Annotated in this window: 11 protein-coding genes; 7 read left to right on the top strand and 4 right to left on the bottom strand. The window is 70.6% G+C overall.

The window, feature by feature from the left end:
• Positions 1 to 909 carry a glycosyltransferase gene (locus AB0I67_RS09035; RefSeq protein WP_357919992.1) on the bottom strand — a complete coding sequence of 303 codons (909 nt, stop codon included), beginning with the start codon at positions 907 to 909 and terminating at the stop codon, positions 1 to 3.
• A gap of 253 nt (positions 910 to 1162) precedes the next feature.
• On the opposite strand from AB0I67_RS09035, the gene AB0I67_RS09040 reads away from it, so the two are divergent.
• Genes AB0I67_RS09040 through AB0I67_RS09070 form a run of 7 tightly spaced genes read left to right on the top strand, consistent with a single transcriptional unit; the run spans position 1163 to position 9496 of the window.
• Complete coding sequence (locus AB0I67_RS09040; RefSeq protein ID WP_357919994.1) at positions 1163 to 2032, top strand: hypothetical protein; 870 nt, start codon at positions 1163 to 1165, stop codon at positions 2030 to 2032.
• 3 nt (positions 2033 to 2035) lie between these two features.
• A complete protein-coding gene (locus AB0I67_RS09045; RefSeq protein WP_357919997.1) occupies positions 2036 to 2746 on the top strand; it encodes a hypothetical protein in 711 nt (236 codons plus the stop codon).
• Positions 2743 to 4047, top strand: coding sequence for an O-antigen ligase family protein (locus AB0I67_RS09050; protein WP_357920000.1), 1305 nt, complete (start codon positions 2743 to 2745; stop codon positions 4045 to 4047). Before AB0I67_RS09045 ends, AB0I67_RS09050 begins: the two co-directional genes overlap by 4 nt.
• Positions 4044 to 4811: a WecB/TagA/CpsF family glycosyltransferase gene (locus tag AB0I67_RS09055; RefSeq protein WP_357920003.1), complete on the top strand. Its 768-nt coding sequence runs from the start codon at positions 4044 to 4046 to the stop codon at positions 4809 to 4811. Before AB0I67_RS09050 ends, AB0I67_RS09055 begins: the two co-directional genes overlap by 4 nt.
• A gap of 16 nt (positions 4812 to 4827) precedes the next feature.
• Positions 4828 to 6870, top strand: a complete 2043-nt coding sequence (locus AB0I67_RS09060; protein WP_357920005.1) for a glycosyltransferase — start codon at positions 4828 to 4830, stop codon at positions 6868 to 6870.
• Positions 6867 to 8171: a hypothetical protein gene (locus AB0I67_RS09065; RefSeq protein WP_357920008.1), complete on the top strand. Its 1305-nt coding sequence runs from the start codon at positions 6867 to 6869 to the stop codon at positions 8169 to 8171. The genes AB0I67_RS09060 and AB0I67_RS09065 overlap by 4 nt, the downstream gene beginning before the upstream one ends.
• A complete protein-coding gene (locus AB0I67_RS09070; protein ID WP_357920011.1) occupies positions 8168 to 9496 on the top strand; it encodes a hypothetical protein in 1329 nt (442 codons plus the stop codon). The genes AB0I67_RS09065 and AB0I67_RS09070 overlap by 4 nt, the downstream gene beginning before the upstream one ends.
• Here the strand turns inward: AB0I67_RS09070 and AB0I67_RS09075 are convergent.
• The 3 genes from AB0I67_RS09075 to AB0I67_RS09085 all read right to left on the bottom strand — a co-directional run bounded on the left by AB0I67_RS09075 (position 9486) and on the right by AB0I67_RS09085 (position 13132).
• The gene (locus AB0I67_RS09075) at positions 9486 to 10151 is read right to left on the bottom strand and encodes a hypothetical protein (RefSeq protein WP_357920014.1); all 666 of its coding nucleotides are present in this window, start codon (positions 10149 to 10151) and stop codon (positions 9486 to 9488) included. The two genes, AB0I67_RS09070 and AB0I67_RS09075, sit on opposite strands and share 11 nt — an antisense overlap.
• Before the next feature lie 94 nt (positions 10152 to 10245).
• Complete coding sequence (locus AB0I67_RS09080) at positions 10246 to 11292, bottom strand: 2-oxoacid:ferredoxin oxidoreductase subunit beta (RefSeq protein ID WP_357920017.1); 1047 nt, start codon at positions 11290 to 11292, stop codon at positions 10246 to 10248.
• Positions 11285 to 13132, bottom strand: coding sequence for a 2-oxoacid:acceptor oxidoreductase subunit alpha (locus tag AB0I67_RS09085; RefSeq protein WP_357920020.1), 1848 nt, complete (start codon positions 13130 to 13132; stop codon positions 11285 to 11287). Before AB0I67_RS09085 ends, AB0I67_RS09080 begins: the two co-directional genes overlap by 8 nt.
• Positions 13133 to 13160 lie beyond the last annotated feature (28 nt).

Here is a 13160-nt window from a genome sequence, read left to right on the forward strand (position 1 = left end):
TCACCGCTCCCCGCGGGCCAGCAGCACGTGCGCCACGTTCTTCAGCATCGGCACCGCGTTGCGCCGCAGCCACGGCCGCATCGCCGCGTAGGCGCGGGCCCGCTGGCCGCGGGTGAGCGGCGCGTTGCCGATGGCGCGCAGCAGGCACCGGCCCTCCTCCACGTTGGGCAGGAACCAGCGCAGGTTCTCCTCGGGCGCCTCGCGCTTGCGGAAGGCACGGGAGCGGTTGGCCCGGCTCACGCTGCCCGGGTGGTTGCGGTGCCACAGCAGCGGCTCGTTGACCGCGATCAGCGGGCCGAGCAGGGCCAGGTCGGCGATCAGGACGCGGTCGCAGGCCACGATCGGCGCCAGCGGCAGCGCGCGTTCCAGGACGCTGCGCCGCATCAGGCCGTAGAAGTGCAGGGTCTCGTCGTAGTGGGAGAGCTTGGCGTGCAGCCGCCGGACCGGGTCCGGGTCGTCGGTCGGCGCGGTGTTCAGCCAGATCGACAACGTCTGCCCGTCCTGGTCGACCTCCTCGGCCCCGGAGAAGGCCATGGCGGCCTCGGGGTGCTTGCGCAGCGCGTCGGCGAGCAGGACCAGGCGGTCGGCGCGGTAGCGGTCGTCGGAGGTGACCCAGGCGAAGAACTCGCCGCGCGTCTCGTGGATGATCTGGTTGTGGGTGGCGGTGACGCCGATGTTGCGCTCCCGCCGCAGGTAGCGCACGCGCGGGTCGTTCCTGGCGCGTTCCCGGCAGATCTCCTCCGTGCCGTCGGTGGAGGCATTGTCCGCGATGACCAGCTCGAAGTCGCCCTCCTGGGCGAGGATCGAGTCGAGTGACGAGCTCAGGTAGGGCTCCCCGTTGTAGACGCAGAGCCCCAAGCCGATCTCCGGCTCCGCCAGGCCGGTTAACGAAGGAGTTTCCTGGGTCATTGCCGCCCTCCGGAGGTCACTGGATATCGCTGCACTCGCGTGCAGAATATCCTCAGCCGCCACATTCGCAGGGATTTCGCGCGGGGTGGACGCGTTGGCCGGAGAACCGTAACGTTGTTGGGCAATCGTTCGATAGAGATCAGTACCCGCTTCAAAGGTATATGCACCAATCGGGGGCGAGAGGGTAAGTATGGGCTTCTGGGGCACTGTTTTCGGTCTCTTACGGAGGAAATTAGTAGGTCCGCCCGTTTTCGTGCTGGCCCTGGCCCTGGCAGCGGGAGGCTTCTTCCTGGTACCCGCTCGCTACGCCGCCAGCGCATCCATGATCCTCGTCGCCCCGCCCTCCGGTGGAACGCTCTCGTTCGACCCCACCAAGCCCGTAGGACTGACCAACCCGCTGCTGCAGTACAACGACAGCATGCGGACGGTGTCCAGCATCCTCATCCTCACCCTCAACAGCCCCGCCGTGCAGCGTGAGCTCGGCATCGTCGAGAACGGGCCGGTCAAGCTCACCGTCGACGACGGCCGCTCCAACGCCGACCTGATGGGCATGACCAACTCCGGCCCCTTCGTGCACCTGGCCGCCGAGGCGCCCTCCGGGGCGGTCGTGCAGGACACGATCAGCCGGGCCGAGAAGCGCATCCGCTCCGAACTGCTCAGGCAGCAGAAGGTCCTCGGCGCTCCGCAGGGCACCTACATCGCGATCAACAGCGTGACCGTCCTGCCGCCCAAGCCGGTGTGGACCAACACGATCACTGCCGTCCTCGGCGGTTTCTTGCTCGGCATGGCCGGCGGGCTGGGTGTCGCCTACTTCGTGATCGCACGGCGCCGGCCGGGTACCCCGGAAGCGGCGCTCGTCGCGCCGGCCGAGCCGGTCATCGCTGAGCCGGTCACCGTTCCCGCGCCCAGGATGAGCCCCGCGAAGAAGGACGCGGCGGTGCTCAAGAGCGCCGAGGAGGCTTCCGAGGCCAAGTCCAACGGCAAGGTCCTGGTGCTGACCGAGGAGAAGAAGCCGGACGCGGACGAGAAGCCGGATCGGTCCGGCACGGCCCAGGTGCCCGACGCCGAGCTCACGATGCCGCTGCCCGCCGTACGCCTGGACGAGCCCGAAGAGGGTGAGTGACCAGTGGACTTCTGGGGGGCCGTCGGCGTCGTCGTCCGGCGCTGGTACGTCGCCCTGCCCGCCCTGCTGCTGACCCTCGGCGGGGCCTTCGGCGTCTACCAGGGCATCCCGCCGCAGTACCGCTCGACCGCCGTGCTCTCGTTGACCGTGCCCACCAGCGGCCCCTCCACCCTGGGCGACCCCAGGGACCGGATCATGGAGGTCAACCCGCTGCTCAACTTCGGCACCGGCCTGAACATGACCGCGGAGGTGCTCGTCCAGGTCCTGGGCTCGGAGAACATGATGGCCAAGCTGGGCGCCCCCGCGCACAGTGACACCACCTACGCGGTCAACAACGGCCACCCCAACCCCGAACTGCTCTTCAGCGAGCCGTTCGTGCTCATCGAGGGCACGAGCACCGATCCGGCGACGGCGACCGCGGTGGTCAAGCGGGTCGCCCAGCAGGCGAAGATCGAGCTGGACCGGCGGCAGGTGCAGCTCAAGGCGCCGCCCACCACGTTCATCGTGCTCACCGAGATCCTGGAGCCGACCGAGGCCGTGGCCCTGCGCAACGACAAGCTCCGGTTCGCGGCGGCGGTGCTGCTGCTGGGCCTGCTGGCGGCGCTGGCCGGTTCCTTCATCACCGAGAGCGGGCTGGCCCGGCTGCACCGCCGGAAGGTGGAACGTGCCGCGGATGCGGCGGAAACCCCGGTCAGGGAGCCGGTACTCCGGTGACCGCGACGGCTCTCGCGCCCCTCAGGCCCAGGACCGACGGCGCCACCTTCTCTGCGCTCTTCGTCGTCATCCTGATGGTCGTGCCCGCCCGGCTGATCCTGCGCGGTCTTCCGTTCGCGCTCACCCCGGCCGAGGCGGTCGGCCTGTTCGCCTTCGTGTGGTGGCTCTGCGCGCACCTCACGCTCTCCCTCGGCGCGGCCAAGGGCGGCAACCCGGTCCGCACCGCCATCTACCTCTACGCCGTCGCCTACCTGGCCAGCTACGCCCAGGCGGCCATCTCCTACCTCGAACCGCGCGAGCTGGAGCTGGCCGACCACATCGGGATCATCGCCATCGCGATGATCGGCATCGCGTTGCTGGCCTGCGACGGCGTGCGCGGCACCGAACGCATCGACCTGGTGCTCAAGACCGTCGTCGTCTGCGGCGCGATCATCTCCGTGATCGCGGTGATCCAGTACGTCTTCACCTACGACATCACCGCCGACATCCCCATCCCGGGCACCCGGATCAGGGGCGAGGCCCCCGCGATCATGGAACGCAACGGGCTCAACCGGGTGGCGGCCACCACGAGCCACCCCATCGAGTTCGGGGTCGTCTGCTCCATGATCCTGCCCATCGCGCTGCACTACGCCTTCGCCGCCGGGCAACTGGGCCGGCCGGCGGTCCGCTGGTGGCTCTGCGTGGGGCTGATCGCCGTGGGCCTGGTCTTCTCCGCCTCCCGTTCGCCGGTGCTGGGCCTGGCCGCGGCCGGGCTCATCCTGCTGGGCGGCTGGCCGCACCGGCGGCGGGTGCGGGCGGTGCTCACGCTGCTGCTCTTCCTGGTGGTGGTACGGATCACCGTGCCCGGCCTGCTCGGGGCGATCACCGGGCTCTTCGGCAACATCGGCGGCGACGAGAGCGTCCGCTACCGCACCTCCGACTACGGCATCGCGCTGGAGGCGATCAGCCGGCACCCGTGGCTCGGGCAGGGCCACGGCACCTGGTACCCGCCCTACGACATCGTCTTCGACAACCAGTACCTGCTGACCGCGGTGGAAGGCGGCATCATCGGGGTCCTCACCCTGGTCGGCCTGTTCGTCGCGGCCATCTGGGCCTCGCTCCGCTCGCGCTGGGCGGCCACCGACCCGACGACGCGCGATCTCGGCCTGAGCTTGGCCGCCGCGCTCACCGTCCCGCTGGTCGGCTGCGCCACCTTCGACCTGAACGCCTTCGAGACCACCAGCGGCATCGCCTTCCTCTTCGTCGGCCTGTCAGGGGCGCTGCTGCGCGCCACCACCACCACGCGCGAGGCTTCGGCATGATCCGGCCGCCGAGCGTCCGCGTGGGCGCCGTCGAGGTGATGGCGATCGGGGAGGCCGAGGTGGCCGACCACGTGGCCGCCGCCCGGCGCGCGGGCCTGGGCGGCTCCATCGTCACCGCCAACGTGGACATCATCCGCAAGGCCACCCGCGACCCCGGCCTGGCGCGGCTGGTCGCCGAGGCCGAGCTGGTGGTCGCCGACGGCATGCCGGTGGTGTGGGCGGCCCGCCTGCAACGGCTGGCCGTGCCCGCGCGCGTCACGGGCTCCTCGCTGGTCTTCACGTTGAGCGAGCGGGCCGCGGCGGAGGGCTGGTCGGTCTACCTGGTGGGCGGCGACCCCGGCGTCGCCGCCGAGGCCGGGCGGGTCCTCGCCGAGCGGTATCCGGGCCTGCGGGTGGCCGGTGACCACTGCCCGCCGTACGGCTTCGAACAGAGCCCCGAAGGGCTGGCCGAGGTCGTGGGCAAGGTCGCCGCGGCCGAACCCGACCTGGTCCTGGTCGGGCTGGGCTTCCCGAAGCAGGAACTGACCATCGCCGCGATCCGGGCCCGGCTGCCCCGCGCGTGGTACCTCGGCTGCGGCGCGGGCATCCCGATGGCCGCCGGGCAGTTCCGCCGCGCGCCCGAGCGGCTCCAGCGGCTGGGCGGGGAGTGGCTCTACCGCCTGTGGCTCGAACCCCGCCGGCTGGCGCGGCGGTACCTGCGGGAGGACACGCCCTTCGCGCTCAGGATGCTGGCCGTCGCCGTCTGGCGGCGCCTGACCTCGTGAGGATGGATGTCGGCTGATGACCCTTGCCGTTGTGATCGTCTCCTACGCGAGTGCCGCGATCATCGAGGACTGCCTGCGTTCGCTGGGACCGGGGCTGGAGGGCGCCGGGCCCACCCGGATCATCGTGGTGGACAACGCCTCGCCCGATGACACCGCGGCCCGCGTGCGGGCCTTCGGGCAGGGCGTCGAGCTGATCGAGACCGGGCGCAACGGCGGCTTCGCCTTCGGGGTGAACGCCGGGATCGAGGCGGCTCGCGGCTGCGACGTCCTGGTGCTCAACGCCGACATCCGGCTCAAGCCCGGCGCCGCCGCCCGGCTGCTGGAGACGCTGCGCCTCCCGGGCACCGGCATCGCCGTACCCCGGCTGCTGGACGAGGCCGGCGGGCTGCAGCTCTCGCTGCGCCGGAGGCCGACCGTGCTCAGGGCCATGGGCGAGGCGATGCTCGGCGGCTTCCGCGCCGGACGGATCGCGCCGCTGGGCGAGCTCGTCGCCGACCCGCGGGACTACCGGCGGGCTCGCCGGGTCGACTGGGCGACCGGCGCGGCCTGGCTGATCTCCGCGGCGTGCATCGAGGCCACCGGACCGCTCGACGAACGGTACTTCCTCTACTCCGAGGAGACCGAGTACATGCTGCGGGCCGGGCGGCACGGCTTCGCCGTCCGCTACGAGCCCGAGGCCGTCGCCGTCCACCTCGGCGGGGACCAGGTCGCCTCCGGGTGGTTGTGGGCGCTGGCCGCCGCCAACCGCGTGCGCCTGCACAGGGAGCTGTACGGCAGGCCGCGCGGCGCCCTGATGCGCCTGGCGGTCACCCTGAACGAGGCCAGCCGCGCGCCGGTCAGAAGCAGGCACCGGGCGGCCCTGCGCGAGCTGCTCACCATGGCCGCCTGGCCGGCCCCGCCCGGCGAGGCGCCCCCGCCCTCCGGCTACGTCTGCTTCTCCGCGCAGGACTGGTGGTACCACAACCGGGCGCACTCCGACTTCCAGCTCATGCGCCACATGGCCGCCCACCGGCGGGTCCTGGTCGTCAACAGCATCGGCATGCGCCTGCCGACCCCGGGCAAGACCAGCAACCCGGTGCGGCGCATCGTGCGCAAGCTCAGGAGCGTGGCCAAGTTCGTCCGCCGCCCCGCGCCCGGGTTCTACGTGATGTCCCCCCTGCCCCTCCCGCTGTACGGCTCGCCGCTGGGCCGGCGCGTCAACGGCCTGCTGGTCCGGCTCCAGGTGGGCGCGGTCTGCCGGGCCCTCGGCCTGCGCAAGCCGGTGATCATGGTCACCCTGCCGACCGCCTGGGACGTGGTCCGGCCGATGAAGCGGCACTCGCTGGTGTTCAACCGCTCCGACCGGCACTCGGCCTTCCCCGAGGGCGGCGAGATCATCGCCGCCATGGAGCAGGAACTGCTGCGTAACGCCGACTCCGTCGTCTACGTCAGCCGCACCCTGATGGCCGAGGACCGGCCTCTGGCGGCCGACCGCGCGCACTTCCTCGACCACGGCGTCGACCTGGACCACTTCCAGCGCGGCCCGATCCCGCCCGACCTGGCGGCGATACCCTCGCCCCGGGTCGGCTTCTTCGGCGCGCTGGACGACTTCGTCGTCGACTTCGACCTGCTCGACCGGCTCGCGAGCGACCTGCCCGAGGTGTCGCTCGTGCTGGTCGGCGACGCCAACGGCCCGATCGAGCGGCTGACCCGGCACCGGAACGTGCACTGGCTCGGCTTCAAGCCCTACGAGCTGATCCCGGCCTACGGGTCCGGCTTCGACGTCGCGATCATGCCCTGGCTCGACAACGACTGGATCAGGCACGCCAACCCGATCAAGCTCAAGGAGTACCTGGCGCTGGGGCTTCCGGTGGTCAGCACGGAGTTCGGCGAGCTGGCGGGCTACGTGGACCGCGTCCGGGTGGCCGCCACGCCCGAGCTGTTCGCCAAGGCCGTCCGGGTCTCGCTCGCCGAAGGCGCACCGGTCCCGCCCGCGACGCTGCGCGAATCGGTCATGGCGCACGACTGGTCCGTGCGCGCCGCCGAGCTGCGCCGCATCGCCGAGAGGCGGAGCGGGTGAGGGCACTCACCGCTCTGCTGGCCGCCGGGCTCGCCCTGGCGGGCTGCGCCGCCCCGGAGACGAAGGGCCGGGCCGCCGCGCTGCCTCCGGCGGCGGTCGAACCCGAGGCGGTGCCCTGGGAAGGCGGGCCGGCCTACTACGCGCGCTTCCCCCAAGCGGCCAAGGCCGGCTGGACCGACCCCCGCTTCTTCCCGGTGGGGTTGTGGTTCGCGGCGGTGCGCTCGCGCGACGACGTGGAGCAAGATCGCGGCGCGGGCATCACGACCTACTTCGAGCTGACCGCCGACAGCGACATCCGGCTGGTCCGCGGCGCCGGGCTGTCGGCCCTGACCAGCCGGCCCTTCCCCGGCCACGGCTCGGAGACGGTGGGCTGGCTGCTGGCCGGCGAGGCCGACATGTGGGGCGGACCGGGCAAGGGCCGGTGGACCGGCGTGACCGGCTTCGACGGCGCGGCGTGCACGCCGAAGAAGAGCCTGTGCGGCTACACCGCGCTGGCGACGCTCAAGAGCCGGCTGCCCCGGGGCGACGGGCGGATGTTCTACGCCACCTACGGCAAGGGCGTCATGTACTGGCAGGCCAACGAGCTGGCCGCGGCCTTCGTCAACGACTACACCGACGCCGTCTCCACCAGCCTGTACTGGTACACCGACCCGGCCGCCTGCGACGAGGGCGAACGCTTCATGCACCTGCTGGCCAGCCAGTGCCGGCTGGCCGTCAACTACGGCGGCGTCATCGACCGGCAGCGCCTGCTGGACGCCAGGGACGGGCGGCTGCAGCCGATCTACGCCTTCGTGGAGCTGGGCCGGCCCCGGCCGGGCGACAGCAAGGCGATCACGCCGGCGCAGGTGGCGGGTGCGGTCATGAGCTCCCTCATCCACGGCGCCCGGGGCGTGATCTACCTGGCGCACAGCGCCGAGCCCGCCTGCCGTACCACCAACCTGCTCCGGGAGCGCTGCGGCGCGGCCATGCGCAAGGCGGTCACCGACCTCAACGGCCGGCTGGCCCGGCTCGCCCCGGTCCTGAACAGCCAGTCGCTCACCTACGGCTACTCGGCCGGGCTGGACACGATGCTGAAGCGCCACGAGGGCTTCTATTACCTCTTCGCGATGCCCAAGCGAGGTGGAAACATGGGAGCCCACAGCATGACGGTGCCGGTCGGCCTGAGCCCGGCCGGTGAAGTGGAGGTCCTCTTCGAAGGACGCAGGCTGCCCGTGGACGCCGAAGGCAGGTTCACCGACACCTTCGCCGCCGAGCACAGCTACCACATCTACCGGATCCCGTTGGGAGAGGCACGCCCGTGAGGAAGAGACACGTCCTGGCCCTGATGGTGGCCACCGCCGTGGTCACGGCTGCCGCGGTGTTGTTCGTGGTCAACGCGGGCGCCGCCCCCCGGGGTTCGGCGAACGGCGGCTCGGTCGCCACGCTGAAGCTGCCGCGCGTGCCGTGGGAGGGCGGGCCTGCCTACTACAAGCGGTTCAAGGTGGCCGCCGAGCGCGGCTGGACCGACCCCGGCTTCTTCCCGATCGGCGTCTGGTACGAGTCGGTCCTGTCCGAGCAGGACGTCGCGACCGACAAGGCGGCCGGGCTCAACCTGTACGTGGAGCTCACCGACGACAGCGATCTGAGCCTGATCAGGAAGCACGGCATGTCGGCCATGACCAGCAAGCCGCTCGCCGGCGCGGGCGCCGAGACGGTGGGCTGGATCATCGCCGACGAGGCGGACATGTTCCCCCGGCCCGGCAACGCCAAGTGGGACGGCCGGCTGGCCGGCGACGGCGACCCGTGCATCCCGGCCAAGGGCGAGGGCTGCGGCTTCACCGCGATGAAGACCCTCAAGAGCAAGCTGCCCGCGAACGACGGGCGCATGTACTACGCCAACTACGGCAAGGGCGTCGGCATGTGGTGGTCGGACGAGGACAACGCCACCTTCGTCAACGACTACACCGACGTGGTCTCGACCGACATGTACTGGTACACCGACGCGGGCATCTGCGTGGAGGCCAAGAACATCCTGAAGTTCCCCGAGAGCCACTGCCCGAAGGCCGCCGACTACGGCTGGCTGCTGGACAAGCAGCGGCGGCTCGACGCCACCGACGGCAAGCTCCAGCCGATCTACGCCTTCGTCGAGGTCGGCTGGCCGTTCAGCGAGCAGAACGGCTCAGGCGTGCGCACCATGGAGCCGGAGGAGCTCAAGGGCGCGGTGATGAACTCGATCATCCACGAGGCGCGCGGCATCCTCTACTTCAACCACAGCTTCGGCGGCCCGTGCCAGAGCCAGCACGCGTTGCGCGAACCCTGCTACTCGAAGGTCCGCGAGGCGGCCACGCAGGTCAACAAGCAGATCCAGCAGCTCGCCCCGGTCCTGAACACGCAGTCCTACGCCTTCGACTTCGGCACTGGCGTCGAGACGATGCTGAAGGGGCACGACGGCTCGTACTACGTCTTCGCGATGATCGAGCGGGGCGACAAGCCCGGCTCGCGCTCCTTCACCCTGCCGCCCGAGCTGTCCCACGCCGCCGAGGTGGAGGTGCTGTTCGAGAACCGCAAGCTCCCCATCCAGCACGGCCGGTTCACCGACTCGTTCAAGGCGGAGACGTCCTACCACGTCTACAAGGTCACGCCTTAGCCGAGCCGACCGCGATCACCGACTTGACCAGGCCGCCCATCCGCTCGAAGCGGATCTGCGAGGTGGGGAAGTAGTAGCGCATCTCGGTGACGCTCAGCAGCTCCACCTCCATCGCGTCCCGCAGGGCGTGCAGCCGGTCGGCGGGCGCGGTGTGCACCAGCGGCCAGTGACTGATGATCATCCGTCGGGCCGCCACGGGCAGGAACTGGAAGCCGGGGAAGAGCACGTGCGGCTCGATGGGGAAGTAGCGGTAGGGGCACTGCACCCAGTGCCGGGGGGCTAGCGCCCGCACGTTGTCGGCGAAGCGCTCGCGCCGGATGTGGCCGCCGACGTGCTCGATGACGGCGTTGGAGTAGACCAGGTCGTACTCGCCGGCGAGGATCGCCTTCGGGAGCTCGGTCGCGTCCGCCCGGTCGGCCCGCGCCCACGAGGGCAGGTCGGCGGGCGGATCCATCAGGTTGACCAGGTGCAGCCGAGCCGGCCGGACCGGGGCGCGCTCCCAGGCGCCGAAGGTGCCGCCGAGGTCGATCACCGACATCTGCTCGATGCCGGGGAAGGTGGCGGTGAACCGCTCCCAGCGCCGCTGCCTGGCCCGTGCGCCCACGGAGTCGGGCGCGTCCACGAACCTGTTGCGAAGGGCCTGTAAGGTCCCCATTTCCCTCCCCGCATCCGGGGCCGGCCGCCCCTCACCCGAAATGTATCGGTCCATGCTGAGGGTGCGTTACGGGAGCCTTACAGGCCCTTTCTTGCTAGCCGATCCGCCAGGTGTCCCCGCCGTGCAGCAGCGACCCCAGATCGCCAGGCCCCTGCTGCGCCACCGCCTCCTCCAGCTGCCCGCTCATCAGCGAGTCGTAGGAGGGCCGGTCGACCTGCCGGAAGATGCCGATCGGGACGTGCTCGAAGGCCGGCTCGTCCAGCCTGCTCAGCGCGAAGGCCAGTGACGGGTCCGGGTGGTGGGCGTCGTGGACCAGGATGTCGGCCGGGGCGGCCTGGTCACGGGCGACGACCTGGAGGCTGCCGTTCGGGCCGCGGACGACCGCCTTGGTGGCGCTCACGATGGGCTGGTCGTGCTCCAGCCGCAAGGTGATGTCGTCACGCACCTCGGGGTCCTTCAGCGGCTCGAAGGCGTTGTCGTTGAAGATGTTGCAGTTCTGGTAGATCTCCACGATCGAGGTGCCGCGGTGGGCGGTGGCCTCGCGCAACACCGACTGCAGGTGCTTGCGGTCGGAGTCGAGGGTGCGGGCGACGAAGGTGGCTTCGGCGCCGATGGCCAGGGAGATCGGGTTGAACGGCTTGTCCAGCGACCCCATCGGCGTCGACTTGGTGATCTTGCCGACCTCGCTGGTGGGCGAGTACTGGCCCTTGGTCAACCCGTAGATCCGGTTGTTGAACAGCAGGATGTTCAGGTTGACGTTGCGCCGCAGGGCGTGGATCAGGTGGTTGCCGCCGATGGACAGCGCGTCGCCGTCCCCGGTGATCACCCACACGCTCAGGTCGGGCCGGGAGGCCGCCAGCCCGGTCGCGATCGCCGGAGCGCGGCCGTGGATGGAGTGGAAGCCGTAGGTGTTGAGGTAGTACGGGAAACGTGAGGAGCAGCCGATGCCGCTCACGAACACGATGTTCTCCCGCTTGAGCCCCAGTTCCGGCAGGAAGCTCTGCACCGCGGCCAGGATGGCGTAGTCACCGCAGCCGGGGCACCAGCGCACCTCCTGGTCGGACTTGAAGTCCTTCAGGCTCTGCTTGGCCTCGGACTTGGGGATCAGCTCCAGCCCCTTGCCGTTGATCAGTTCAGTCACCGTCGATCACGTCCTGGATCACTCCGGCCAGCTCTTCGGCCTTGAACGGAAGCCCGCGCACCCGGTTGTAGCTGATGATGTCGATCAGGAAGCGGGCGCGCAGCAGCAGGGCGAGCTGGCCGAGGTTGATCTCCGGCAGCAGCACCCGGTCATACGCCTTCAGCACCTGGCCGGTGTTGGCCGGCAGCGGGTTGAGGTGGCGCAGGTGGGCCTGGGCGACCTGGCCGCCGCTCTTCCGGATCCGGCGTACGGCTGCCGCGATCGGGCCGTAGGTCGAGCCCCAGCCGAGCACCAGCACCTTGGCGCCGCGGCCGTCGGGGCCGGTCGGGTCGTCGACTTCGAGGTCGGGCACGTCGATGCCGTCGATCTTGGCCTGCCGCAGCCGGGTCATCAGCTCGTGGTTGCCCGGGTCGTAGGAGATGTTGCCGGTGCCGTCGGCCTTCTCGATGCCGCCGATCCGGTGCTCCAGCCCTGCCGTGCCCGGGATGGCCCAGGGGCGGGCCAGCGTCTCCGGATCGCGCTTGAAGGGCAGGAACTCCTCTTCGGTCTTGACCGCGAACGCGGTGGAGATGTCCGGCAGGTCGGAGATCTCCGGCAGCCGCCACGGCTCGGAGCCGTTGGCCAGGTACCCGTCCGACAGCAGGTAGACCGGCGTGCGGTACTTGATCGCGATCCGGGCCGCCTCGACGGCCGCGTCGAAGCAGTCCGAGGGCGAGCGGGGGGCGACGATCGGCACCGGCGACTCGCCGTTGCGGCCGAACATGGCCATCAGCAGGTCGGTCTGCTCGGTCTTGGTCGGCATGCCGGTCGAGGGGCCCGCGCGCTGCACGTCGACCAGGATCAGCGGCAGCTCGGTGGCGACGGCCAGGCCCACGGTCTCGGCCTTGAGCGCGACGCCGGGGCCGCTGGTGGTGGTGACGCCGAGCTGGCCGCCGAAGGAGGCGCCCAGGGCGGCGCCGACGCCGGCGATCTCGTCCTCGGCCTGGAAGGTGCGCACGCCGAACCGCTTGTGCTTGGACAGCTCGTGCAGGATGTCGCTGGCCGGGGTGATCGGGTAGGAGCCCAGGAACAGCGGCAGCTTGGCCTGGACGCTGGCGGCGATCAGGCCGTAGGCCAGCGCCTGGTTGCCGGAGATGTTGCGGTAGACGCCCGGCGCCAGCTTGGCCGGCTTCACCTCATACGAGACCGAGAACGACTCGGTGGTCTCGCCGTAGTTCCAGCCCGCCTGGAAGGCCGCGACGTTCGCCTTGGCGATCTCGGGCTTCTTGGCGAACTTGGTCTCGATGAACTTGACGGTGTGCTCGGTCGGCCGGTGGTAGAGCCAGCTCAGCAGGCCGAGCGCGAACATGTTCTTGGAGCGCTCGGCGTCCTTCTTGGAGATGTCGAAGTCTTCGAGCGCCTTGACGGTCAGCGAGGTGAGCGGGACGGCGTGCACCCGCCATTCCTTGAGGCTGTCGTCTTCGAGGGGGTTGGCGTCGTAGCCGACCTTGGCCAGGTTGCGCTTGGTGAACTCGTCGGTGTTGGCGATGATGTCCGCGCCGCGTGGCAGGTCGCCCAGGTTGGCCTTGAGCGCGGCCGGGTTCATCGCGACCAGCACGTTGGGGGCGTCACCGGGGGTGAGGATGTCGTGGTCGGCGAAGTGGAGCTGGAAGCTCGACACGCCCGGCAGGGTGCCTGCGGGGGCGCGGATCTCGGCCGGGAAGTTGGGGAAGGTCGACAGGTCGTTGCCGAACTCCGCGGTGCCCGCGGTGAAGCGGTCGCCGGTGAGCTGCATGCCGTCGCCGGAGTCGCCCGCGAACCGGATGATCACACGGTCGAGTTGCTGGACCTGCTTGCTCATAGCGCCTCCACCGAGGTGCCCTGCTTGG

This window comes from Nonomuraea sp. NPDC050310 (genome assembly GCF_040655795.1).
Lineage (GTDB): Bacteria > Actinomycetota > Actinomycetes > Streptosporangiales > Streptosporangiaceae > Nonomuraea.